The organism is Leuconostoc litchii (assembly GCF_008107645.1).
Lineage (GTDB): Bacteria > Bacillota > Bacilli > Lactobacillales > Lactobacillaceae > Leuconostoc > Leuconostoc litchii.
Map to the genome: position 1 here is coordinate 1,011,340 of NZ_SDGY01000001.1, position 23,909 is coordinate 1,035,248.

The 23,909-nt window shown below is 36.4% G+C and carries 21 protein-coding genes and 4 tRNA genes; 3 read left to right on the plus strand and 22 right to left on the minus strand.

Features of this window, described 5'->3' with window-relative positions:
- Nucleotides 1–24: 24 nt before the first annotated feature.
- The 7 genes from alr to ESZ47_RS04980 form a co-directional block, all read right to left on the minus strand.
- Entirely contained in the window at nucleotides 25–1,146 is a 1,122-nt protein-coding gene (alr, locus tag ESZ47_RS04950) for an alanine racemase (protein WP_148605297.1), read from the minus strand.
- Between the two features lie 214 nt (nucleotides 1,147–1,360).
- Entirely contained in the window at nucleotides 1,361–3,451 is a 2,091-nt protein-coding gene (locus ESZ47_RS04955) for a DNA topoisomerase (protein WP_148605299.1), read from the minus strand.
- 131 nt (nucleotides 3,452–3,582) lie between these two features.
- Nucleotides 3,583–3,978 carry a DUF3021 domain-containing protein gene (locus ESZ47_RS04960; protein ID WP_148605301.1) on the minus strand — a complete coding sequence of 132 codons (396 nt, stop codon included), beginning with the start codon at nucleotides 3,976–3,978 and terminating at the stop codon, nucleotides 3,583–3,585.
- Nucleotides 3,965–4,432: a LytTR family DNA-binding domain-containing protein gene (locus tag ESZ47_RS04965; RefSeq protein WP_148605303.1), complete on the minus strand. Its 468-nt coding sequence runs from the start codon at nucleotides 4,430–4,432 to the stop codon at nucleotides 3,965–3,967. The genes ESZ47_RS04960 and ESZ47_RS04965 overlap by 14 nt, the downstream gene beginning before the upstream one ends.
- Nucleotides 4,410–5,138 carry a hypothetical protein gene (locus ESZ47_RS04970; protein ID WP_148605304.1) on the minus strand — a complete coding sequence of 243 codons (729 nt, stop codon included), beginning with the start codon at nucleotides 5,136–5,138 and terminating at the stop codon, nucleotides 4,410–4,412. The genes ESZ47_RS04965 and ESZ47_RS04970 overlap by 23 nt, the downstream gene beginning before the upstream one ends.
- On the minus strand, nucleotides 5,131–5,934 hold the full coding sequence (locus tag ESZ47_RS04975; protein WP_148605306.1) for an ATP-binding cassette domain-containing protein: 804 nt from the start codon (nucleotides 5,932–5,934) through the stop codon (nucleotides 5,131–5,133). The genes ESZ47_RS04970 and ESZ47_RS04975 overlap by 8 nt, the downstream gene beginning before the upstream one ends.
- Nucleotides 5,935–6,040: 106 nt before the next feature.
- Nucleotides 6,041–7,489 (minus strand): NCS2 family permease, encoded by a 1,449-nt coding sequence (locus ESZ47_RS04980; RefSeq protein WP_148605308.1) that lies wholly within the window; start codon nucleotides 7,487–7,489, stop codon nucleotides 6,041–6,043.
- Nucleotides 7,490–7,832: 343 nt separating this feature from the next.
- On the opposite strand from ESZ47_RS04980, the gene ESZ47_RS04985 reads away from it, so the two are divergent.
- Nucleotides 7,833–7,904 (plus strand) — tRNA-Glu (locus ESZ47_RS04985).
- Between the two features lie 116 nt (nucleotides 7,905–8,020).
- On the opposite strand, the gene ESZ47_RS09570 is transcribed toward ESZ47_RS04985, so the two are convergent.
- Complete coding sequence (locus tag ESZ47_RS09570; RefSeq protein WP_280114207.1) at nucleotides 8,021–8,152, minus strand: hypothetical protein; 132 nt, start codon at nucleotides 8,150–8,152, stop codon at nucleotides 8,021–8,023.
- Nucleotides 8,153–8,876: 724 nt separating this feature from the next.
- On the opposite strand from ESZ47_RS09570, the gene hemH reads away from it, so the two are divergent.
- Complete coding sequence (gene hemH, locus ESZ47_RS04995) at nucleotides 8,877–9,818, plus strand: ferrochelatase (RefSeq protein ID WP_148605310.1); 942 nt, start codon at nucleotides 8,877–8,879, stop codon at nucleotides 9,816–9,818.
- A gap of 47 nt (nucleotides 9,819–9,865) precedes the next feature.
- Here the strand turns inward: hemH and ESZ47_RS05000 are convergent, their stop codons facing one another.
- From ESZ47_RS05000 to pth, 14 genes are all read right to left on the minus strand, one after another.
- A complete protein-coding gene (locus ESZ47_RS05000; protein ID WP_148605312.1) occupies nucleotides 9,866–10,582 on the minus strand; it encodes a YebC/PmpR family DNA-binding transcriptional regulator in 717 nt (238 codons plus the stop codon).
- A 70-nt stretch (nucleotides 10,583–10,652) separates the two neighbouring features.
- Nucleotides 10,653–11,186, minus strand: coding sequence for an rRNA large subunit pseudouridine synthase E (locus tag ESZ47_RS05005; protein ID WP_148605314.1), 534 nt, complete (start codon nucleotides 11,184–11,186; stop codon nucleotides 10,653–10,655).
- 78 nt (nucleotides 11,187–11,264) lie between these two features.
- A tRNA-Thr gene (locus ESZ47_RS05010) sits at nucleotides 11,265–11,337 on the minus strand.
- A gap of 4 nt (nucleotides 11,338–11,341) precedes the next feature.
- A tRNA-Asn gene (locus ESZ47_RS05015) sits at nucleotides 11,342–11,414 on the minus strand.
- Between the two features lie 105 nt (nucleotides 11,415–11,519).
- Nucleotides 11,520–11,592, minus strand: a tRNA-Asn gene (locus ESZ47_RS05020).
- A gap of 76 nt (nucleotides 11,593–11,668) precedes the next feature.
- Nucleotides 11,669–13,156, minus strand: a complete 1,488-nt coding sequence (gene lysS / locus ESZ47_RS05025) for a lysine--tRNA ligase (RefSeq protein ID WP_148605316.1) — start codon at nucleotides 13,154–13,156, stop codon at nucleotides 11,669–11,671.
- An 87-nt stretch (nucleotides 13,157–13,243) separates the two neighbouring features.
- On the minus strand, nucleotides 13,244–14,137 hold the full coding sequence (gene hslO, locus ESZ47_RS05030; protein WP_148605318.1) for an Hsp33 family molecular chaperone HslO: 894 nt from the start codon (nucleotides 14,135–14,137) through the stop codon (nucleotides 13,244–13,246).
- A 90-nt stretch (nucleotides 14,138–14,227) separates the two neighbouring features.
- Complete coding sequence (gene ftsH / locus ESZ47_RS05035) at nucleotides 14,228–16,321, minus strand: ATP-dependent zinc metalloprotease FtsH (protein ID WP_148605320.1); 2,094 nt, start codon at nucleotides 16,319–16,321, stop codon at nucleotides 14,228–14,230.
- Nucleotides 16,322–16,348: 27 nt separating this feature from the next.
- Nucleotides 16,349–16,888 (minus strand): hypoxanthine phosphoribosyltransferase, encoded by a 540-nt coding sequence (gene hpt, locus ESZ47_RS05040; RefSeq protein ID WP_148605322.1) that lies wholly within the window; start codon nucleotides 16,886–16,888, stop codon nucleotides 16,349–16,351.
- Complete coding sequence (gene tilS, locus ESZ47_RS05045) at nucleotides 16,889–18,181, minus strand: tRNA lysidine(34) synthetase TilS (protein ID WP_148605324.1); 1,293 nt, start codon at nucleotides 18,179–18,181, stop codon at nucleotides 16,889–16,891.
- A 30-nt stretch (nucleotides 18,182–18,211) separates the two neighbouring features.
- Nucleotides 18,212–18,610 (minus strand): FtsB family cell division protein, encoded by a 399-nt coding sequence (locus ESZ47_RS05050; RefSeq protein WP_148605326.1) that lies wholly within the window; start codon nucleotides 18,608–18,610, stop codon nucleotides 18,212–18,214.
- A gap of 83 nt (nucleotides 18,611–18,693) precedes the next feature.
- Nucleotides 18,694–18,975 carry an RNA-binding S4 domain-containing protein gene (locus tag ESZ47_RS05055; protein ID WP_148605328.1) on the minus strand — a complete coding sequence of 94 codons (282 nt, stop codon included), beginning with the start codon at nucleotides 18,973–18,975 and terminating at the stop codon, nucleotides 18,694–18,696.
- 34 nt (nucleotides 18,976–19,009) lie between these two features.
- A complete protein-coding gene (gene mfd / locus ESZ47_RS05060; protein WP_148605330.1) occupies nucleotides 19,010–22,537 on the minus strand; it encodes a transcription-repair coupling factor in 3,528 nt (1,175 codons plus the stop codon).
- Between the two features lies 1 nt (nucleotide 22,538).
- Complete coding sequence (pth, locus tag ESZ47_RS05065) at nucleotides 22,539–23,105, minus strand: aminoacyl-tRNA hydrolase (protein WP_148605332.1); 567 nt, start codon at nucleotides 23,103–23,105, stop codon at nucleotides 22,539–22,541.
- A gap of 124 nt (nucleotides 23,106–23,229) precedes the next feature.
- Between pth and cbpA the strand changes: the two genes are divergently transcribed.
- Nucleotides 23,230–23,874: a cyclic di-AMP binding protein CbpA gene (cbpA, locus tag ESZ47_RS05070; RefSeq protein WP_148605333.1), complete on the plus strand. Its 645-nt coding sequence runs from the start codon at nucleotides 23,230–23,232 to the stop codon at nucleotides 23,872–23,874.
- Nucleotides 23,875–23,909 lie beyond the last annotated feature (35 nt).

The following is a 23,909-nucleotide window of genomic DNA, read 5'->3' on the forward strand; positions in this document are numbered from 1 at the left end:
AGTAAAGTCATCCTTTTTTTATTTTTACGGCACAATGATGCGCTGCAAACGTGGGGAAAAATCATTCATCAAAGGAACAATATTGCATTGTGTATAGTCGGCTAATTCTTCCATGGTAATTGTCTCATCACCTACACTACCAATCAAAGTTACCATCATCCCCACAGGAACAGGATTTTCTACAAAGGCCATCGATTGATCCATTGCTACCCCTCCCGCAATGTGTCCCACTTGACCGTCAGCCATTAAAACGCGCATTCCACTGGCATTGAAAGGGTATCCATCTGAATGCCCAATTGGCATAGTAATTAAATAGCCATCTTGTGGTGCACGAAATGTAACTCCGTATCCAACTGCCTCACCTGCTTTGATTGGTTTGCTATTCACAACTTCAACCTTTAATGATAGTACAGGAATTAATTCGAAGGGCATTGGCATGGTTGGATCTGATCCATTTATGCCAAACAAACCGATTCCTAAACGAACTATATCCGTATTAATTTTTTCAGGATACCAAGTTGCTATACCTGTATTTGCAAAATGTGTTTCGTTAGGCTTGGCTGGTAAGTTATATGTCAATCGTTGCCATTCCGAAACTTGAAAATCAACATAGTCAACATTAGGCGTATCAGCAGTAGCAAAATGTGTCCATAAACTTTGAAAAATAAGTGTTTTCTCGGCTGATACTACTTTTATAGCCGCTACCAAATCATCATGATTCTTAAAACCAATCCGGTTCAAACCAGTATCAACCGGCAAAGAAACTTTTAATGATAGGTTAGTACCACTTAGTTGCTTAGCAGCAGTAAGAAGGGATTTTTTCGTACTAAATGCTAACGTAATGTTTCTTTCGGCAGCTAACCGAACATATGTTGGATCTGTCAACCCTAGAACATCTATAGGTTCTGTATACCCCAAGTCACGTAGTGCCAGTGCTTCATCAAGCATTGCCATGCCAAAACGTGTCGCACCGGCTTTGACACTCAAAGCTGCCATTTCTGGTAACCCATGTGAAAAGGCATTGGCTTTCAAAACAGCCATAATTTCTTTGGCATGCGCATTGGCTTTAATGACTTTCAAGTTATGAACAACCGCCGCTTGCGATAGTTCAATGGTAGCATGCCGATGTGGTGCATTATAATTCATTCATTTTCACACTTTCATTTTATAGTTTTTCCTCATCTATTTCTTTTCATTATACAATAATACAAAAGCTTTATAAAATCATACATTTATTTAGCTTGCTTCAACTATTTAGCTTGCTTCAACATTATTACAATAAAAAATACATGTTGGCACTCAATTTGCTACTACACTCTCCAAGAAATTAAAAAAGCATACTCAACCTAAGTAAGGTCGATTATGCTTTTTTTGTCTTAGGATTCAGTTTAAACCCATAAAAGGTATTACCCTTGAAAGTTTGTTTTGCCATTTTACCAACTGCAGTATACTCTTTGCCACGTTTCGATTTAGCTAAAAAACTAATTTCAGCACCAGTAAGCAATTTTTGCAATTCTTCATCAGAAAAAAGGTGTCCACTCCATTCACGAGCAAAAGTAATTTCTTTACCTTGCCAGATACCAACCATTTTTTCAGACACTTTTCGTGGTTTTTTCACACTCGGTTTTGGTTTACCAAGGACTGATTCAAGTATTTGTGCGTTATTTAACATAATAGGCATATCATGTTCAACTACCTTAGTCACTGAATCTAATACTTGTGGCATAGTCAATTCAAAACGTCCTACCTGATCCATCATTTCAAATAAACGCTCCGTAATCTTTGGGGAAGCAATCCATGTGCCTTTAACCATGATAGCAGACACTAATCCTGTTTCCGTCAAGTCCAATTTACCTCGTTTTTCAGATATCATTGCTTTTGTACCACGTGATATATCAGATAAAGTAGATACTCGGGTAGCACCAGTACCGACATTATGTTTTTCTAAAAAGGCCATAATCCATTTTGTTGTTGGTGTTTGTGGCTTTGAATTTGCACCTTCATATAAATACGGTACCGCTTGTGGTCCCAATTGGCCATTAGTTTCCCCTTCTTGATCATTTCCTTCAACTTTAGTCGCCTTCTGTGAGTCATAAACTAACTTAAAATTCAACTCAATAGGCACGTTGAATGCTGTTTTGAATTCAGGATAATCTTTTAAATTAGCTGTGACATGATCATAAACATAATCCTCTGCTAACATAGCCAAGTAGTTTTTAGCCAACACTTCATAAATTGCTGGTCCACTAGCACCAAATTTTGATAAGGATTCTGTTGATTGTGGCACGTTTTCACCTGGTCGGTTCGCACCATGCGCCCCTTGTGACTTAACATGTGTTTTTCTAGGTGCCCGATGAGTCAATAACGTCTTGTCCACACCAACAAGATCTGCAATTTTATCAATCCTTGACAATAATTCATTAAACTGCTCAGGTGTTACCGTCTTGTCTTCCGTACGCGGATAGGAAACGATTTGTGCCTCATACATTTTTTGGTAGGTACTTAATACTTCTTTAGAAGAAAAGCCACGAGGTGCCAATATAGAGGCTAATCCGGCTAAATCTAACAGTTTGCCAGGCGCTTGTGTTCGTATTTGATGCTTTTCATTCACTACCTCAGTATCATGATAATTGTTGAGATCTGCTGCTGCTTGTTCTTTCGTCTTAAAACGCCATGGTATTATATCCCCTTGTGGTGTAATACGTCCAAAAATGTGGCCTGCTTGATCCTTAAACTTGATCTCAAAATATGGTGTTTTAACATAGTTTTTAATAGCTTCAAGTTGTTGATAAATACGCCAAACAATAACAGATTTCAACCGTCCTTCACGTGCAACTACCTTAAACCCTGCCTTTTTAGCTGCGGTGGTTGCAATTCTTGTTAACTGCATAGAAGCGAAATCCCAGCGGTTACGACTCTCGCCTTTAACATACTCACCATCAGCATGTTTGTCAGACACATCTCGTAATGAAACCATAGCTTTTTTAATACCAGATACTGATTCATCCATAAAATTCGCCCGTAATACCTGTCTACGCCACCCAATCGCATCCAAGGCTTCCCAAGCGAGTAATTCACCTTCTCCAGATGGATCTGTATCAGTTGCAATCACAATCGCATCGTATCCTAATTTAGACTCTTTTTTCAATTCGTCAATGAGCTTCTTTGTTGATTCAACCTTGCCTGTACGCATATTACGTTGTCGAATATAGGTCCGTGCCCAAGAAAAGTCATCCAAATTCCATGGTAAATGTTTCACTAACCAAGATTTATACTGCTTTTTCAAATCTTCGACCACCATCTCTTCAGGGTCTTTTAAGGTCATCACATGACCACGTAGGTTTGTAATTTTATAATTAAAATTATTGAACATACCTGTTTTTCCGCCCATTGCTTTCGCAAAATTAGTGGCCGCAGACGGTTTTTCGGTTAAAATAAGATATTTTGACATAAGGAATTGATTGACTATCTTTCTTAAGTTAGTTTATTCTATTTTAACAGATTAGCGTTTTATCTGTGAAAACACATTATCTTTTCAACATTAAAAGCGACACAACAGAATAGTGTTGTATCGCTTTTAATTTACTTTAGTTCATTTCTGTTTTTCAACTGCTCATTAATGCGTCGCGCATTAGCTTCCCCTTGTTTCCGGAAATAAATAAAAATAATGACGTAAGTAATCACAAATGTTGGTAAATTGGCAAACGAAATTTCATTATTTCCAAAAGTTAACCCAATAAACAAATAATAAGTAGCCATTTCTAGCAAAAAGTGGCTAATAAGTTGCACAATAAACGTGATGTTATCATATTCAAAAATAAGAGATAATAGGCCCATAATCGCACTCATTGTCATTAACAACACAAACTGTTTGATTGAGGGCGTGCCTTGATTTAACGTAAACGACAATAAAGAAATAAAGGATCCTATCCCGATACCAACAAATAAATACACTATTGTTACTTTAAAATACTTCATCTGCTGTACTCCCTTCTAATCTATTCAAAATGCCTTTAATAAACCTTCTCGACACGGTAACGCGTGTTCTGTTTGTCAAAAATGCATAATAATTACCAGAAAAAGCAGCTTCCATCTTTGACAAGTAAGATAAATTCATCACTTCAGATTTAGAAATTTGTATAAAATCAGATTGTGGATTTTCTTCTAAAAATTTTTTTAATGTCTTTCTAGTCGTTACGGTGTGATTATTTTTGAGCCTAAAAGTTAAATCATTGCCATAACTTTCAACTAAGATAATATCCGCTTTATCAACAACACGAATGCTGTCAATCGTTTTGATTGCCATCTGACGCGAAGAAGAACTTTTTGATTTGAGGTATTGAGCAATATCTGCTAGTTGTTCAACATCACGACCTGAAATCACAACTTGAATGTCTTTTAATCTGTCATCAATATTGATGCTTATGTTCATTTTTATTGCCTACAACCACTTTCATAACTACACCCAAAATAATCAACAAAATAATCAAATATAGTCCTATTTTACCAGAAATATAGCCAGTATCAGAAAGATGATTTGTATAGTTCGTGACAAACAATTTAATTGGCAAATAGTCACCTAACTTCCCTATGTTAAGATTACCCATAATATTGCAGACAATCATGATGCCAAAGTAACTAATCATAGAAATGCCATAAACACGAGAAAATTTTTTTAAAATTATAGTCAATATAAAAACAATCATGAAATATACAGCCGTGTTCAATACTTGAAAAACAGCCATTTGAATTATAATTGACCAACTCGGCCAAGATAAATCAAAATGAGACAGGAAAATCCAAGAATACAGAACACTCGATAACAATACAAATACTGTTAATGATATAAATTTATGCACAGCTTGTGAAACACGTGAATAACCTAAAAGTTCAGCACGTAATGTAAATCCTTGTTCCATTTCCTGTGAAAATAGTGACCCGAATCCGACAAATACCATTGAAAGCGGTATTGTACAAAAGAAACTCAGATATAGTTGATTCAATGCTTGCGGTATGTGTGAATAACTACTACCAAAGACTAACGCCATCATCGGTGCAAATGCAAATCCAAAGATTAAAGTAATCATATTACCTAATAAATTTTGTAGTTCAAAAATTAATTTTCTTTTTCTAACCATGTACATTGCCTTTCATAATTTCTGTATAGACCAGTTCTATACTACTTCGTGTACGACTAAAATCATCGCTATCATCAAGCAATTGATGAACCGTTTTATATTCATCTTCTAATTTTTGCACTTTAACGGTTTTAGTGACATCATTATCTATAATAAAAGCTGAATAACCAATGTACTGTTGAAACAATTTTTTAGGTTGATCAAAAGCTTTAACTTGGCCATCGTGAATAATTAAAAGTTTATCAGCCAATGCTTCAATTTCTTGTGCATAGTGTGTGACCATTATCACAGTTGTTTGATGTTCTTTGAAGTATACTTTTAATTTTTTAATTAGAGCTCGTCGACTTTCAAAATCAAGTCCTGTAGTCATTTCATCCAAAAACAGTAAAGTTGGTTCTTGATAAAGGAGCATAATTAAACTCATTCGTTGCTTTTGTCCACCAGATAAATTTTTAAAATGCAGTGATAGTTGCGAATTAAAATCAAAAAAATTAATTAAGTCAAATAATTTTCTATCACTTTTGATGCGTGTATTCAATAAACCTTCAATAACTTTTTGATTCGTCATTGTATCAACGTAATGTTGTTCCTGCATTAAAACACCTATGTCATGGGTATTTACTGCTATTTTCCCCTTATAAGCAACTAATCCTAAACAGCTATTAACCAAAGTCGATTTTCCTGAACCAGATTGACCCATAATCCCTATAATTTCACCTTTATTGATATTCAGCTTTGGCACAGTTAAGACAACTTTATGACCATAAGAAACGCTTAAATTTTTGATTGCTAACATCTATATCATCCTCCAACATTTCCTAATTCTAGCAATTGAACCCACAAAAAAAACCGCTTTTGTGATAAGCGGTTAGTTATAGATGATGAAACATAAGTATTTCGTCTTACACAAAAGCAAGTGCAATGAAATTAAGTAAGAAGAACGCTGATACAATCAAGAGTACAGGGGAAACTTCTTTGAATTTTCCCAACGTAAACTTGACGATAATGAAGAAAATAAATCCAGCAGCGATACCATAAGAAATTGAGTAACTGAATGCCATAAATACCGAAGTGAAGAACGCTGGCAAAGCAACTTCTAATGATTCCCATGAAATCTTTTTAAATTCACCCATCATCATGATACCTACAAGAATGAGCAATGGTGATGTCGCTGCTGTTGGGACAACACCAACAAATGGTGCAAATAAAATCATTAAAGCAAAACCAGCAGCTGTGACAATGTTCGCTAGACCAGTACGGGCTCCAGCCGCAACACCTGAAGCTGATTCAATAAAGGTGGTCGTATTTGATGTACCCACAATACCTGCAAAAGCAGTTGTAAAGGTATCTACAATTAAGGCACGATCCATCTTTGAATTAAAGCCAGTGCTATCATCAAATGCTTTCTGATCTTGCTTTGAAAATATACCTGTTTGGTTACCAATACCAATCAATGTACCGATTGCATCGAATAATCCACTTAGTCCCATTGCAAATATGGTAACTAGTGCTAATGAAGCATGGTGCCAATCACTAAATAAACTACCAATTCCTTGAGCTCCTAGTGACTGACCAAATACATGTCCTAATTCACCAAAAGCATGCCCAACAGAAGTACCTGCGCCAATATGTGTATTCGTAACGCCCATCGGAATGCCAATTAATGTCGTCACAATCAACGAAATAAGAAAAGCACCTGGTACACGTCGCAACACAAGTACCACCAAAATAATAAAACCTATCAAAGCTAATAGCGGGCTTGAGGTATTGAACTTTGTTAATTCTGGCGTGACACCACCACCAGCTAGAATACTATTTAAGGCACCATGTAATTCACCAGTGAAAGGCTTGCCATTTAACGTAATAATATTTCCTGGATCCACAATAAAGTTAATAAAACCGGCATTTTTTAAGCCAATATATGTCACAAAAAGGCCTATTCCGCCACCAATGGCCGCTTTCAATTCAGCCGGAATACCTTTCACAATCGCGCGACGACCATGTGTCAGTGTAATCACAATATCAACTACACCAACCAAGAAAACGATTGCTAATGCTTGTTGCCAAGTAAATCCAAAACCAAACACAATGGTATAGGTAAAATAAGCCTGCATACCAATACCTGGCGCTAATGCAAACGGTACATTTGCAAACAATCCCATAAATAACGTACCAAAAACTGCCACTAAAATTGCAGCTAAAAATACAGCCTGTGTTGGAATACCAGTTTGTCCCAAAATTTGCGGATTTAAAAAGAAAATATACGCCATTGATACAAAGGTTGTAATCCCCGCAACAATTTCTCGACGAACTGTTGTTTTATTTTCTTTCAATTGAAATAACTTCTCCATCTCGTTCTCCTATATTATACAGTGATGTAATACTGAAGCTTATTTAGATGAATATCATGGCAAATAAAAAATTGATGCACAAACGGCTATCAATTTAATCAAACGTTTATGATAGTTCCAGCATGGGTGCTGGCTAGAAACAATCGACCATTATTCGATACTATATCAGCTAAATTTACATAGAATAGTCTAGCATTGATATGTGAAGATAACAAGGCTATATATTAATAAGTTATATAACTTTAAAATTTTTTATGAGAAAATACCCTAAAAGTATTGACGACTGCCAAAAAAATTGATATTATATTATAGTCATCTGATACAGATAGATATTATTGACCATGGCTCGTTGGTCAAGTGGCTAAGACGCTGCCCTTTCACGGCGGAATCGAGAGTTCGATTCTCTCACGAGCTATAAAAAGTCGCAACTTTGGTTGCGGCTTTTTATGTTATCCCTCCGTAAAACGACATAAGGCTTAACACCAGTCTCGTCATAAATATCATGGAATACCATAAAACCTTCATCTGCACCTAAAAGTCCGTGTAATCTCTTTTTGATAGATTTGATAATGGCATAAAAACTGTTTTTTTATCACGATTCGCTTCAACCAATATTTTTACTTTATCTGCTAATACAGCTTCTTGAATGGTAATTTTTAGCATAAGTAAACGATTTTCTGCCTCTTTAAAAACTTTACCAGTAGGAAAAAAATTTACTATTGATGCATTTTAGGAACAATCATTGGATGAATATATACTTTATCTAAATGGATCTCTGAAATAAACTTTTGTAATATAGCTAACATATAGGGCTTATATTTATTACAGCTTATTCTTGAAATTATGGCTTAAGCGTTATTAAAGGTAGAGATTTATTATTACTCTGGACAAAAAACCTAGCGAAAATTAATTCGTTAGGTTTTTTATGCAAAATAAGGCATCAAAAACAAATTCCTACTCTAAAGTATTGCCCATTATAAATAGAGCAAGGAAAAAAATTATGTAATTGCCTTATTTTTTTAACGCATAATCTATGATTTGATTTATGATTTTTTCTATATCTTTTTTAGAATGGTTATCTAATTGATTTAGTTTATTGATTATGACTTCTTCATTTAGCGCATATTCTTTACTACTTTTTATCAATGATTCTACATCTGTATTTAATGCTTAATTACCGAAAAAATATTTATAGCTATAAATATTCAGATATTTAATAAATTTAAACCTTAATCAAATCTGATTAAGGTTTTTTGGTATATATTATTAAATATATTCTACCAATAGTCCAAGTATAACAATCCTATGTCAATGTCAAATAACTATATATTTCACAAATATTATTCGTTATAGTATTAATCATCAATTAAGATTGGATTTTTTACTTATGAATAAAAAAGGTCTACTGCTAGTCAACCTAGGTACCCCCGATTCTCCTGAAACAGATGATGTCAAAACCTATTTGAAAGAATTTCTATCAGATAGTAACGTCATTCAAATGCCTAAACTCCTTTGGCAACCAATTCTCAGAGGTAAAATTTTACCAAAACGAGCGCCAAAATCAGCTCAGCTTTATCAAAAAATTTGGCGTAAAGATGGTTCGCCACTCATGGTTTATGCTCAAAAACAAACTGAACAAGTACAGCAACTAGTGCCTGACTGGATTGTTCGCTGTGCGATGACCTACAGAAAGCCAAATATTGCTGAAACACTCCGAAAAATGCGCTTAGCTGGTGCTGATGATATTGTTGTCTTACCCTTATTTCCACAATATTCAGTAACATCAACACAATCAGTTATTGATCAGGTACATCAAACTGATCAAAGTATTAAGGTTATCCAATCGTTCTACGATGATGATGCTTATCTAGATTTATTGGCTAGAGACATTCGCGAAGCATGGTCTAAGCATGATTACGATACACTAATCCTTAGTTACCATGGCATACCTGAATCATATGTTCGCCGTGGCGATCCTTACGTTGCTCACTGTACAGCAACGACCCAAGGCGTGTTAGAGCGTATTGGGCCATTAACGACTAATAACACGCATCAAGTGTTTCAATCACGCTTTGGCCCAACAGAATGGGTTAAACCGTACTTGAGTGACACGCTAATGTCATTACCCCGTCAAGGAAATAAACGGGTGCTAGTCTCAACTCCTGCATTCGTAGCTGATTGTTTAGAGACAATCGAAGAAATTCATGTCGAAAATCAAGAAATTTTTAAACAGGCCGGTGGTGAAGTCTTTGACGTTGTAAAACCTTTCAACGATGACATTGCTTTTTCTAAATATCTTGTATCTCTAGCACAACGATACTTTGATTAAAATGAATAAAAAAAACGCAGTGAATATCATCGCGTTTTTTTTTACTATTATAATTCGACGTTGTGATAAACTTGTTGTACATCTTCATCAGATTCCAAAACATCAACAAGTTTTTCAAATGTTTCCAAATCTTCACCAGTGAGTGTCATTTCTGACTGTGGCAACATATTGATTTCCGTTGTTGAAAATTCAGTTATACCACTCGCGCGCAACGCAGCGATTGCTTGGTGCAAAGCAGTTGGTTCTGTATACACAACAACATGATCATCTTGTTGTTCGGCGTCACGAACATCAACTTCAGCTTCTAACAATGTTTCTAAAGTAGAATCAGCGTCATCCCCTTCAAAAACAATCACACCAGTTTCATCAAACAAATAACTAACAGATCCTGAAGCACCATAGGTACCACCATTTTTATTAAAAGCAGTACGGACGTTTGTCGCTGTACGATTAACGTTTGATGTCAAAGTATCTACAATAATTAGTGAGCCATTTGGCCCAAAACCTTCATAACGTCCCTCAATGAAAGTTTCATCTCCTGAGCCTTTTGCTTTTTCAATAGCACGCTCGATGACATGCTTAGGAACTTGCGCTTGCTTAGCACGTTCGATAACGAATTTTAAAGTTGAGTTAGCTTCTGGATCAGGACTGCCACCTTGCTTCGCAGCAGCATAAATTTCAATTCCGTATTTACTGTTAACCTTGGCAGCAGCACCATCTGTCTGCGCCTTTTTCATTTTAATGTTTTCCCATTTACGTCCCATGAGGTCACCTCTTTTAATTTACATCTTTTATTATTATAACCAATTACGCTACTTTTGTACCACAAAATCGCTATTTCACAATACAATACTGACCAGGTTTCAAGTCAGCAATATGATAATCACCAATATGCGTTCGAATCAACCGCAATGTCGGTAAACCAACAGCAGCTGTCATACGTCGTACTTGTCGGTTACGTCCCTCTTTTATTTTTAATTGTATAAAACTAGTAGGTTGATTCTTACGAATTCGAATTGGCTTTTCACGTGTCCATAACCATTTTGGATAAGGTATGCGTTTTACTTTTGCAGGTAATGTCATACCATCTTTAAGTTCAATACCTTGTTCTAACTGTTTGAGCTGCGCCTTGGTCGGGACACCTTCTACTTGAACAACATACGTCTTGTAAGCTTTGTTTTCAGGATCAGTTAATTCATGATTGAGCTTACCGCTATCTGTTAACAGCAGTAGCCCTTCACTATCCATATCCAACCGACCAGCAGCATATACTCGAGGAATATCAATATAATCGGCTAAAGTTGCTCGCCCTTCACTGTCAGTAAATTTTGTTAAAACATTGTACGGTTTGTTAAATAGTACAATCATGTTTTTTAATTACGTCCTTTTCACTGTAAAAAAATAAGCAAACCGCATATGATTTGCTTCACATTATACCAATAATAGTGCCGACGAGAGGAATCGAACCTCCGACCCCAGGTTTACGATACCCGTGCTCTACCAACTGAGCTACGTCGGCGAAACTCCGACTGCCGGGCTCGAACCGGCGACAACCTGATTAACAGTCAGGTGCTCTACCAACTGAGCTAAGTCGGAATAATATTGCTAACACAACTATATTATTATCCCATGTGACAAAAAATATGTCAACAGTTTATTGTATAAAAAAAAGCAAATCATAATGATTTACTTCCTATAAAACTCCGACTGTCGGGCTCGAACCGACGACAACCTGATTAACAGTCAGGTGCTCTACCAACTGAGCTAAGTCGGAATAATGTTGCTAACACAACTATATCAGTATACCTAATTATGCAGCAACTTGTCAATACTTTATTTAATAAATATAATTATTCGGGACGCATTGTTGGGAACAATACAACATCGCGAATTGTGTCTGAATCAGTCAATAACATCACCAAACGATCAATACCAACACCAAGTCCACCTGTTGGTGGCATACCGTATTCTAAAGCTTCTATAAAGTCTTCATCAATACCTTCAGCCTCGTCATTCCCGTTTTCACGTTCTGCTGCTTGGGCTTCAAATCGTGCACGTTGATCGATGGGATCATTTAATTCAGTAAAGGCATTAGCATATTCACTGCCCATAATAAATAGTTCAAAACGATCAGTAAAACGAGGATCATCAGCATTTTTCTTAGCCAATGGTGACACTTCAACTGGATGACCATAAACAAACGTTGGCTGTACCAAAGTATCTTCAACAAATTCTTCAAAGAAAGCGTTAATAATATGACCAACACCCCAGTATTTTTCATACTTTACATGCTTATCATCCGCTAATTTTTGCGCATCTTCGATCGACATTTCTTGCCAGAAATCAATACCCGTTTGCTCTTTAATCAAGTCAATCATGTGTTTCCGCGCAAATTTTGAACCAAGGTCGATTTCAGTCCCTTGATAAGTGATTTTCAAGTCATCTGAGACAACAGAAGCAGCAGCTTTGAATATTCCTTCGGTTTCATCCATAACGTCTGTAAAGTCCATATAAGCCGCATAAGATTCCATTGTTGTAAACTCAGGATTATGCTTTGGATCCATACCTTCATTACGGAAAATACGACCGATTTCATAGACACGTTCCATACCACCAACAACTAAACGCTTAAGGTATAACTCTGTCGCAATGCGCATATACATGTCAATATTTAAAGCATTATGATGTGTAATAAATGGACGGGCGGCAGCGCCACCTGCTTCTGTTTGCAAAATTGGTGTTTCTACTTCAAGAAAATCATTCTTATCCATGTACGCACGTACAGCAGATATAATATGTGAACGTTTTTGGAACTTATTAAATGATTCTTCATTAGCAATTAAATCTAAGTAACGCTTACGATAACGTGTCTCAACATCTGAAATACCATGAAATTTATCTGGCATTGGCCGTAAAGCTTTTGACAAATGTGTCAACTCAGTGGCTAAAACAGTCAATTCACCTGCTTCAGTTTTCATTATGATACCCTTGATACCAAGAAAATCACCTAAGTCGGCTCTCTTAATAATCGGATAGTTTTCTGCTAAATCATCACGTCTTGCGTAAACCTGAATTTTTCCAGAAACATCACGGAAGTCAGCAAAAATAACTTTCCCTGCGCCACGCTTAGCAATCATTCGTCCTGCGATAATGACTTCTTGCTTTGCATGTTCTAGTTCTTCTAATGAGCTACCATCATATAAGTCGTGTAACTCCTGTGCTTTTGCCGTACGTTCAAATCTCTTACCAAATGGATCCAAGTTTAAATCACTAACAATTGTGGCCAATTTTTGGCGACGTGCTAGCATTTGATCATTGAGGGCTTTTTCTTCAGCCATTTATATAAAATCCTTCCCTATTACGTGCTTTTTAAATGCACGCCTACTAACTAAATATGATACCAAAAATTAAAAATAATCTCAAAGTCACTCGTTATTTTTTTCAATTTGTTTTAAAATATCAGTCAAATCATCTTCTGTGAAAAAGTAACGCTTTCCCGAGAACTTTCCCACAATTTCTGCACCATGATCTTCTTCAATCATCGCTTTTACTTCTTCTGCTGGTAAAGTAAGCAACATTTTCGCATAGGCTTCCTTAGAAGGTTCAGCAGCTAAACCAATACCCGCTGTCTGCAAAATTTCAATTTCCCCTTTTCCAAAAATTTCTTCAAGTATTTCTAATGGTGTATAACCTGTGTGAATCATTTCTGACAATGATTTCATTCTTTTAAGAGATGACTCTAGCTGATCAATCGACTCATCAGTGGCACCTGGCAATGCTTGTACCAAAAAGCCACCTGCTTCAGCGACTGTGTCGTCCGTATTCATATTTACGGCAACGCCAATCACCGATGGTGTTTGTTCTGATTGCGCCAAGTAGTAAGTGAAGTCGTCACCTATTTCTCCGCTAATAAGTTGGCTTTGTCCAATGTACGGATCAGAATATGGTGCAAATTTGGTAACCTGTAAAAAGCCACTTTTTCCAACAGCTTTTGCGACATCAAGATGTCCTTCACTGTTCAATAATGATTCAAGATCTGGATTAGTAACATATCCTCGCACACTGCCTTTAGCATCAGCTTCTACCACTACATTGCCAATGGGTCCACGTCCATTGATTTTCGTAGATAGGGTTTCTTCACCCTTTAAAACTGCTTGTGCCGTAAGTGTTGTCGCTAATAATCCACGCCCCAAAACTACTGCCGCTATTCGTGATGTTTCATGAATCTGAGCCGCTTGATGAACTAATCCTGTCCCATTCACAGCAAAAGCTCGAAAATATTTATTCTTGGTAATTGCTTTAATAAATTGATCTGCCATATTTATCCTATACTTTATTAATTTCTATTATTTATTTTGAACTAAATGCCGATAAAAAATAAAAAGTTGACGTTACCGTCAACTTCTATTTTACTTATTTTTTGAATCATTGTCATCAGTTTCTGACTTATCATCAGCAGCATCGTGAGATTCGGTTTGATTTTCATTCGAATTTTCTTCGTCTTGTTGTTCAAATCTCTTTTCAGCTTGTGAATCTTTCGCATCAGCAGCAGCTTTAGCTTCTTCAAATGATTTTGCTTTAGCAAGTTCTGTATCATCTTGAATATCTTTACGAGTAAATTTACCCGTTTCATAAATATCCTTAATTTGGCTTTCGTCCAATGTTTCAACTTCGAGTAAAGCTTCAGCAATTGCTGTTAACTTCTCTTTATTTTCACGTAGGATGGCAATTGCATCATTAAAGGCCTCATTAGCCAATCGACGTACTTCTTCATCAATTAGACGGGCTGTTTCTTCAGAATAACCACGATTACCTGCTTGCTCCGCATAACCAACACTTGCATTTCCTTCAAGCTGTACCATACCTAGCTTATCAGACATTCCAAATGCTGTAACCATTTGACGTGCTAATCCAGTCGCCTGTTGGAAATCGTTCGACGCACCAGAACTTGCTTCATTAAACATAAATATTTCTGCTGCACGACCACCCATTAAACCGGCAAGCTGTTCCTTAGCCTCTGAATACTTCAAATTATAACGATCGTTCTTTGGTGTCATTAATGCATAACCGCCAATACGACCACGAGGTACAATAGTGACCTTTCGAACGACAGATGCTTCAGAACGAACTAATCCGACTAAAGCGTGCCCTGCTTCGTGATAAGCAGTCGTACGACGCTCTGATTCAGACATATTGTGATTCGTTTTTGCTGGACCCTGGAAAATGCGATCTTCAGCTTCATCGATATCTGCTGCATCAACCTTTTTCTTATTACGACGGGCCGCCAATAATGCAGCTTCGTTTAACAAGTTCTCCAAATCAGCGCCAACGTATCCCGGAGTTTGCTGTGCAATAGCCTTTAAATCAACATTATCAGCTAATGGCTTATTCTTAGCGTGAACATTCAAAATAGCTTCACGCCCTTTAACATCTGGTGCACCAACTAAAATCTTACGGTCAAAACGACCAGAACGTAGCAAAGCTGGATCCAAAACATCAGAACGGTTAGTTGAAGCTAAAATAATCACGCCTTCAGAACCTTCGAAACCGTCCATTTCAATCAAAATTTGGTTCAGTGTTTGTTCACGTTCGTCATTTCCACCGCCCATACCAGTACCACGACGGCGACCAACAGCGTCAATCTCATCAATAAAAATTATTGCTGGAGCAGATTTTTTGGCATTTTCAAATAAATCACGCACACGTGAAGCACCAACACCAACGAACATTTCTACGAAATCAGAACCTGACATTGAGAAAAATGGTACGCTAGCTTCACCAGCAACAGCTTTGGCCAAAAGTGTTTTACCTGTTCCGGGAGGGCCCTCAAGCAAAACACCCTTTGGTATACGGGCACCTAAATTCACAAACTTCTTTGGTGCTTTCAAGAATTCAACAACTTCAACCAGTTCTTGCTTCTCTTCTTCCGCACCAGCGACATCCGCGAAACGCACTTTGTTATCTTTAGGATCAGATGGCTTTGCTTTTGATTTACCAAAGCTCATCATGCCACCTTGACCACCTTTACCGCCACCAGCTTGATTCATCATAAGATAAAAGACAGCCACAATAAGCAGTACAGGTATTAGGGAAACTAACAGATTCAACCAAAATCCAGAATTTTCAGCTTGCTTGGTTACCAATTCTGTTTTTGTTTTTGCAGCAGCCTCAGTAACAGATTTCAGCGAAGCATCATTAGGCAATAACGTAGAGGTAAATTTTGTTACCTTCTGAGTCGGTTGCAAGAAACTAAGACCTGTATCTTTTGTGGCAGACTGTGCCTTTTTATAGGTACCCGTAACATTATAAATACTATTCCCAGGTTGTACGGTAATCGATTTTAGCTCTTTATTATTCAGTGCTTTAGTAAATTCACTTGATGTAATAGTTTTTGTAGTTGACTTATCATTACCGAACAAGCCATAAACCATTCCTACAACAGCAAGAAAGATGAAGATATAGAATACACTGCTTCTTAGAAAGCCACCTTTGTTATTTTTCATTGCATTTCCTCAATTCTTGTTCGAAGTTTATTTAGTATACACTTCTTTTTTCAAAATACCAACATAAGGTAAGTTGCGGTAGTGTTCTTCATAGTCCAGTCCATAGCCTACAACAAACTCATTACGCACATTAAAACCTGCATAATCTGCATCTACTTCAACTTTTCTACCCTCAATTTTATCGAGCAAAGCTGCAACTTTAATTGACTTTGCACCACGTTCTGCTAGCAAGTTCTTCAAAAAGAGCAACGACTGTCCAGTATCAACAATGTCTTCTAAAATAATAACATCTCTTCCCCGAACATCTGAACGAACGTCAGTAACCAAAGTAATTTCATCCGAACTTGCAACACCACCGTGGTAGCTAGAAATCTTAATAAATTCTAACTCAGCATATAAGTCTACTTCTCTTAACAAATCTGCTGTCCAAAGGTATGCCCCCTTAAGAACGGATAAAAATAACGGACTTACACCCTTGTATTCTTGGGTGATTTGTTTTCCTAACCGTTCTGCTGCTTTTTTAATACTTTCTTGATCGTACAATACTTCTTGTATATCGTTATCCACTTAGGTTTCCTCAATTTGACATACGAACCAATATGGCCGTGTATTTTCTTTATCAGCAAAATCTGCATTAACACGCCAATGATTATTACGTAAATGTACCGCAATAATTTCATCATCACCTGTTGTAAGAACCCACAGCATAGTACGTTCTTGCACTGTCAATTTCTCATCGATTGCTAGACGCCGTAAATTTTTATGTCCGTTTATGAGAGCAATTTTATCACTCGTCTTCGCCGGACGCAAGAGTAGATATGGCGAGGAATCAGCAAGCTGAAATTTGACAAATGAATGACTATTTTTAGGAACTGTATCAGTCCATAAAAATGCTGTTTTTGCAAGAGAATGCCACTGATTCAATTTTAACATAACTGATGGTAAAACTTCTGCGATATTTTTTTGTTTTTGTATGGTGAAATGCTGATAACTTTTTATAAACTGAAAATTATCTGCTAAATCTACACGCCCGTTTGGTTTACCACGATTATTGATTAATGCGATAATTTGCTTAATTTGGCGTTCTTTAATGTTGAATAAATTATGATCATTCAACCAATATTTTAAGGTAGGTACTTGCCAAAGCAAAGGAATAGCCTGCCAATTTTCAATATCAGCAGCATATATTTTAGCTTGTTGCTCAATTAGCTGTTGTTGATTGCCAATCTGAACAGCCATATTATTAATGTGATGAATGGCCTGTCGATTAATTTTCTTTAATTTAGGTAAGATATCATTACGCAGTAAATTTCTTGGTGTATAATTCACATCAAAATTCGTTTTGTCTTGTCGCCATGGCAAATGATATTTTTGTGCATAAGTAATCAATTCTTGCTTAGTTATTAACAAAAATGGTCTGACTATTTTTTTATTTTTTTCTTGCATACCAGCCATTTGACTGAGTTGTCCACCACGTAACATTTTAAGCAACACAGTTTCAGCTTGATCATCAGCATGATGACCCACAACAACAGTGTCAGTATGATACTGTTCTGCTAGCTCTTCAAAAAATTTATACCTAAATATTCTAGCTGCTTTTTCAACGCCATGCTTCGGAATTTGTTGCCATATTCTTTGCTCAAATGTTGCATCTACGCGATTAGCTAATGCACTGACAAATTTCGCATCTTCATCACTTTCTTCACGTAACTTGTAATTCACGTGAGCAATCACTAATTTTGTATTAATTGTTGACAGTGCTTCTACTAACACCACTGAATCAACACCGCCAGAAACGGCTACAATAATGGTTTCTGGCCATTCATACTCTTGAATTGTTTTCAAAATTTTTTCAGTCATATATGAAAAAGACACCCGTTGGGTGCTTCCTTAATTATTATCAGATGGCAAGTTATAAACAATTTCGCCTTGTTTAGAATAACCATATTTATCACGTAGCAATTGTTGTAAATAGGTCGCGTCTTTTAAACGCTTTGTATCTGCTGTTAAGTCAGCATTTGTCTTTTGTACTTTTTCTAAACGGTTCTGTGTATTCGTGAGTTCTTGGTTAGCAGTATGTAATTTCACTTGGGCGATTAATAATTGGACAACAAAAATCATCGCAATCAGGCCACCAAAGAAGAGAATCTTTTTTTCTCGACGCATGTGCGCTTTTCTGTAATGTTTCGCTGCTTTTACATTGGAACGCTCTGAATCTTTAATCTCACGTGCAATTGCTGGATGCAACGGTGTAATATTTGATTGTCTTCTTTTGAGATTACCCGCCATAATGAATTATACCTATATTGTCATTTTGTCATGTTCTTTATCATTTTACAACAATATTTAAACTAACTTAAACAATTTGATTACTATTCATCCCCAACTTTACGAAAATCTTGTTCATACTTCTCACTAACTATCTCATACATATCAGCAGATTCTTCTTTTTTGGTGGTTTCAACAATTTTCAAAACCTTAGCTGTCAATGTTTTGTTTCCAAAACGTATTTCTAATTCATCATTGGTTGAAACATCTGATGACGACTTGGCTACTTTACCATTAATAGAAATACGACCTTGGTCAGCAATTTCTTTAGCAACAGTTCGTCGCTTAATTAGTCTCGAAATTTTAAGATACTTATCTAAACGCATATTTTTTCTCCTACTTTTATGTTATTATGCTGAGTTAATCCACTAATCTGCTTGTCATCTTATCGATAACCGCTAACAGGAAGCGATATAAAATATTTAGCCATATACTACTTTCAGCTACATCATTAACAGTAAATATAACCTGTAAGTTCTTATTCTCTGTTCGTACAGCTGCCTTTAATGGAACGTCTACCATTGCTTCAAATATTGTTTCGCCAGACAACTTTTGTGTAGCTTCATCGTTAAATGTAATAGCCAATTGTTTCTTTTGACGTCTGATGTTGACAATTTGTGCTTGGTCAGCCAATTGTTTAATTTGTCCTACTAACAATAACCTAGCAACTTCATCCGGCATATCACCAAACCGATCAAGCATATCAGCCTCTATGTCTTCAAATTGTTCATCTGTTCTAGCTTGTCGAACACGAGTATATAATTCAATTTTTTGTGCATTATCACTAACATATTCATCTGGTAAATAAGCTAAGACACCTAAAATCAACTCCGCATCAGTTTCTTTTTTATTCGTTTCAACTTGTTTCCCTTGCTTTTTTGCCACAGTATCTTTCAGCATTTGGGTATACATATCATAACCAACCGAATCAATGAATCCATGCTGCTGTTTCCCAAGTAAATCCCCTGCTCCACGAATACTCAAATCACGCATAGCAATTCTAAATCCAGAGCCTAATTCAGTGAAATCCCGAATCGCTTCTAAACGTTTCTCGGCCTCTTCTGAGGGTGTTCTAGTAAAAGGATAAGTAAAATAAGCATACGCTAGGCGCGTAGAACGCCCTACTCGCCCTCGAAGTTGATATAGTTGCGCCAATCCCATATGGTCGGCATTTTCAACAATTAAAGTATTAGCGTTTGGAATATCAACACCTGTCTCAATAATTGTCGTAGTGACCAAGACATCATATTGACCGTTCAAAAAATCATATAAAATACTTTCTAGTTGCGTTTCTGACATTTGTCCATGAATAGCAGCAACATTTGCTGACGGTACTAATTCTTCAATCTGATTAACGACGCGATCCAAATCCGCAACACGGTTATGCAAATAGAATACCTGTCCATTACGCGCAATTTCTTTTTCAATCGCATCACGAACGACCTTCCAATCCATAGTCATGACATAGGTCTGAATTGGATATCGGTTAGCTGGTGGTGTCTCAATTACTGATAAATCTCTTGCACCAACCATAGCCATATTTAGTGTACGTGGAATCGGTGTGGCCGTTAAAGTTAAAACGTCAACGCTCGTTCTCAGTTGCTTCAATCTTTCCTTATGTTTTACACCAAATCGTTGTTCTTCATCAATCACCAACAAGCCAAGATCAGAAAAACTGACATCTTTACTTATTAAACGATGTGTACCAACAACGACATCAATTTCATGTTTTTTAAGCTGCTCAATTACTATTTTATTCTGAGCTGGTGTTTGGAAACGACTTAATACGCCAATATTAATTTCTGGAAAGTCACTAAATCTAGCCAACATTGTCTCATAATGCTGTTGCACTAAAATTGTGGTTGGTGCTAAGAATGCAACTTGTTTGCCAGCATGAGCAGCTTTAAATACTGCTCGCAAAGCAACTTCAGTTTTACCAAAACCAACATCTCCAACCAATAAACGATCCATTGGTCGTAATTTTTGCATATCTATTTTTATTTCTTCAATACTACGAATTTGGTCAGGTGTTTCCGGATAGCCAAAGGCCGTATCGAACTTAATCTGGGCTTTGTCATCTGGCGGAAAAGCATATCCTTGTTGTGCTTCACGTTCAGCATATAATGCTAGCAAATCATCAGCAATATCTTCAATCTTAGCAGCAACTTGTCGTTTAGTTTTAGCCCATTCGCTGCCACCTAACTTATTTAATTTAGGTTTTTTAGCTACATCTGAGGCACCAACATATTTTTGAATCAAATTAAGCTGCGTGACAGGGATGAATATTTTAGCATTTTGTTGATAGGCAATTGAAAGGTAATCTTGCTTTCCACCGTCTACTGCTATAGTTTGTAATCCTTCATAGCGCCCAATACCGTGATTCACATGAACAACGTAATCACCAACATTCAATTCACTATAAGATTTTAGTCGTTCAGCATTAGTAATTTTTCGTGTTCGAGGTGCAGCACGTTTAACTTGTGCAAACAATTCACGTGTTGTTAAAACTGTTAGGTGTAACTTGGGCCATTCAAATCCTGCTGATAAATCTCCAGACATTAATTGCACTTGGTTTGGTAAAATGTTCTTTGTTTCATTAATTGGTATAGCTAGATCAGATAAACTCATCCTAAAATCTGCTCTTCGTTTAGCATCAGGTATAAGTAAAATCATTGTATGTCCTGATTCTTGCGCATATACTAAATCATTTTTCAATGCTGGTATTTGACCATAATACTGATTAGCTGGACGTGTCGTAATTTCTACCACATTTGTAAATTTAATTCTATTTAGGCCACGTTGAAAATTAGCTAAATAAAGTGTGGGTCGTTGGTTATAAGTAATTAATTCAGAAAAATCTGCACGCCAAATTTGATTAGGCAATACTTGATAAGTAGCTATTTGCTGTTCAAGCCATTCTTGGTTGCGATTCACTTGCTGAAGTCGCGTCTCTAATAGTCGTGTATATTCATCAATTATAATTAGTGCATCATTGCTAAAATAATCTAATAATGTTGTTTCCCCTTCAAAAAAATGCTTTGCATATGGCAGTAGTATACTCGCGCGTTCTCGTTCATTCAGCATGTGCTGCGTGGCAGCAAAACCGTCTGTAGCATGTTTTTTGTCAACACCATTCAGATTTGCACGGTATTTATTAAAATCAGTTTCAATCGCTAGCTTTGCTTGGCTATATTGCTCTTCTGACACAATGAAATCTGTGGCTGGTTCAATTTGAATTTCCTCAAAATTATTCGTACTCTTTTGTGTAGTAACATCAAAACTTTTTATTTGATCAAGTTCATCATCAAAAAAATCTAACCGGATCGGATCATCAAAAGTGGCTGGATAAATGTCGATAATTGAACCACGATGTGCAAATTCGCCTGGCGTTTGTACTAATTTTGTGGGTGTATATCCCATCATTATTAGTATCTTTTTTATCTCGTCAAGACTATAATTATCGCCAATTCTGACACTTAAATGTGCTTGCTGTAATATTTTTTGCTGAGGTAATAAACGCTCAACACCAGCCAAACTTGTTACAATTATAATTGGTTTATGCTGTTCTATCGCCAACAGTGTTTGGACTCGTTGTAGTCGTAACTCCGCAGAACTAATCGCCATTTCTGTAGCAATTGATTCTTCTGCTGGAAAATTATAAACAACATCTCCCAGTAAACTGGAGACATCATCAAAAAATTGGTCTGCATGCACTTGTGTATCCGAGACAATTAACATAGGTCGCTGATTCTTACAATACAATGCAGCAATACTAGCTGCGCGAGCGCTACCATTCACGCCTAAAAGCAACTGTGTCGTTTGCGCAGTTGCTTCATTATCAAGCTTTTCAATTGTTGTTGTTTGACTTAAAAAATCTATTAAACTCATTTTATCCGTTATATTTATTACTTAATTCAGGCGTTGTAGCCCCTTGAATCCAATCTTCGATGGCTTGTGTACTACGATTTAACATTTGTTCTACTTCTGGTTTTTCTGCTGTTGTAAACTTTCCCAAAACGTAATTAATGACCGTATTTTGCTCATGTAAAGGATGACCTAGTCCAAACTTCAGACGTAAAAATGATTGTGAATTAGTATGTGCTATGATACTCTTTAATCCATTATGACCACCAGCAGAACCTTTATCGCGAAGACGCATTTTACCGAAAGGCATATCCATATCATCAACCAAAATCATGATGTCATCAATATTCCCATCATAATAATCTAAAATAGCTCGCACAGCTTGACCCGATTCATTCATATAAGTTGTTGGCTTAATAAGCATGACCGATTCACCATGAATAGTTGCTTTAGCAATTGTTGAAAATTGCTTACTTGGAGAAAATGACAAATCATGAGCTGTGGCAAAATTGTCCACAGCCATAAAGCCGATATTATGCCTTGTTTGATCATATTTTCCACCAATATTTCCCAGTCCAAATATAAATTTCACGTCTCTATTCCTCTTAAAATATTCTAAATAATCTAACATCCAGTATACCACGCACATGCCTTAATTTTGTGTTATCATATTGTATGGCTGTTTCATGATAAAAAAATTAGATTAGGACACAATAATGTTTCAAAAATCTCTAGTAATCCCTAAATCAAAATTAACTACCGTAACTGAGAATGCAACCATTCAAGAAGTTTACGATATTTTCAATGCACCAGAAAATGCGCATACACGTACTATGCCTATTCTTGATGAATCAGGAAAGCTCTTTCGTGGTAATATCTATAAACAACACGTCTTTGAACATATTGCTAAAGGCGAAAATATGAATCTACCTGCAACAGCCATCATGCGTAACTCTACTAAATTTATCTATACAACTAGTAAATTTTATGAAGTATTTTTCGCTATAAGAGACTTGCCATTTATAGCTGTCTTAGATGAAAATCATCAATTCTATGGTATTTTTACACACGACGCTTTGATGGACTTATTATCACAAAGTTGGTCAGTTCGTTCTGGTAGTGTTGCAATCGCTGTCCAGACACATAACACACAGGGCGACCTCAGTAAGATTTCAAAAATCATCACACGATACTCAAATATAGAATCCTTACTTACGCTTAAATCAGATTTCAAGCCATTAACCGTGTTATTCACACTTCCCTTATCAGTTGATAGTGATCAATTACATAAATTGATCACTCACTTGGAAAAAAAAAGGTACCAAGTTTCCAGTATTGAAAACTTAAATCAGTTTAAATAAACATTATAAAAAATACCCTACAAGTCATTTTCAAC

Coding starts and splice junctions, on each gene's coding strand:
- cbpA (WP_148605333.1), top strand. CDS start 23,230: ATGTTTCAAAAATCTCTAGTAATCCCTAAATCAAAATTAACTACCGTA.
- hemH (WP_148605310.1), top strand. CDS start 8,877: ATGAATAAAAAAGGTCTACTGCTAGTCAACCTAGGTACCCCCGATTCT.
- ESZ47_RS05050 (WP_148605326.1), bottom strand. CDS start 18,610: ATGGCGGGTAATCTCAAAAGAAGACAATCAAATATTACACCGTTGCAT.
- hslO (WP_148605318.1), bottom strand. CDS start 14,137: ATGGCAGATCAATTTATTAAAGCAATTACCAAGAATAAATATTTTCGA.
- mfd (WP_148605330.1), bottom strand. CDS start 22,537: ATGAGTTTAATAGATTTTTTAAGTCAAACAACAACAATTGAAAAGCTT.
- ESZ47_RS04980 (WP_148605308.1), bottom strand. CDS start 7,489: ATGGAGAAGTTATTTCAATTGAAAGAAAATAAAACAACAGTTCGTCGA.
- ESZ47_RS05000 (WP_148605312.1), bottom strand. CDS start 10,582: ATGGGACGTAAATGGGAAAACATTAAAATGAAAAAGGCGCAGACAGAT.
- ESZ47_RS04970 (WP_148605304.1), bottom strand. CDS start 5,138: ATGGTTAGAAAAAGAAAATTAATTTTTGAACTACAAAATTTATTAGGT.
- tilS (WP_148605324.1), bottom strand. CDS start 18,181: ATGACTGAAAAAATTTTGAAAACAATTCAAGAGTATGAATGGCCAGAA.
- ftsH (WP_148605320.1), bottom strand. CDS start 16,321: ATGAAAAATAACAAAGGTGGCTTTCTAAGAAGCAGTGTATTCTATATC.
- ESZ47_RS04955 (WP_148605299.1), bottom strand. CDS start 3,451: ATGTCAAAATATCTTATTTTAACCGAAAAACCGTCTGCGGCCACTAAT.
- ESZ47_RS04975 (WP_148605306.1), bottom strand. CDS start 5,934: ATGTTAGCAATCAAAAATTTAAGCGTTTCTTATGGTCATAAAGTTGTC.
- lysS (WP_148605316.1), bottom strand. CDS start 13,156: ATGGCTGAAGAAAAAGCCCTCAATGATCAAATGCTAGCACGTCGCCAA.
- ESZ47_RS04960 (WP_148605301.1), bottom strand. CDS start 3,978: ATGAAGTATTTTAAAGTAACAATAGTGTATTTATTTGTTGGTATCGGG.
- ESZ47_RS05055 (WP_148605328.1), bottom strand. CDS start 18,975: ATGCGTTTAGATAAGTATCTTAAAATTTCGAGACTAATTAAGCGACGA.
- ESZ47_RS05005 (WP_148605314.1), bottom strand. CDS start 11,186: ATGATTGTACTATTTAACAAACCGTACAATGTTTTAACAAAATTTACT.
- alr (WP_148605297.1), bottom strand. CDS start 1,146: ATGAATTATAATGCACCACATCGGCATGCTACCATTGAACTATCGCAA.
- ESZ47_RS04965 (WP_148605303.1), bottom strand. CDS start 4,432: ATGAACATAAGCATCAATATTGATGACAGATTAAAAGACATTCAAGTT.
- ESZ47_RS09570 (WP_280114207.1), bottom strand. CDS start 8,152: ATGCTAAAAATTACCATTCAAGAAGCTGTATTAGCAGATAAAGTAAAA.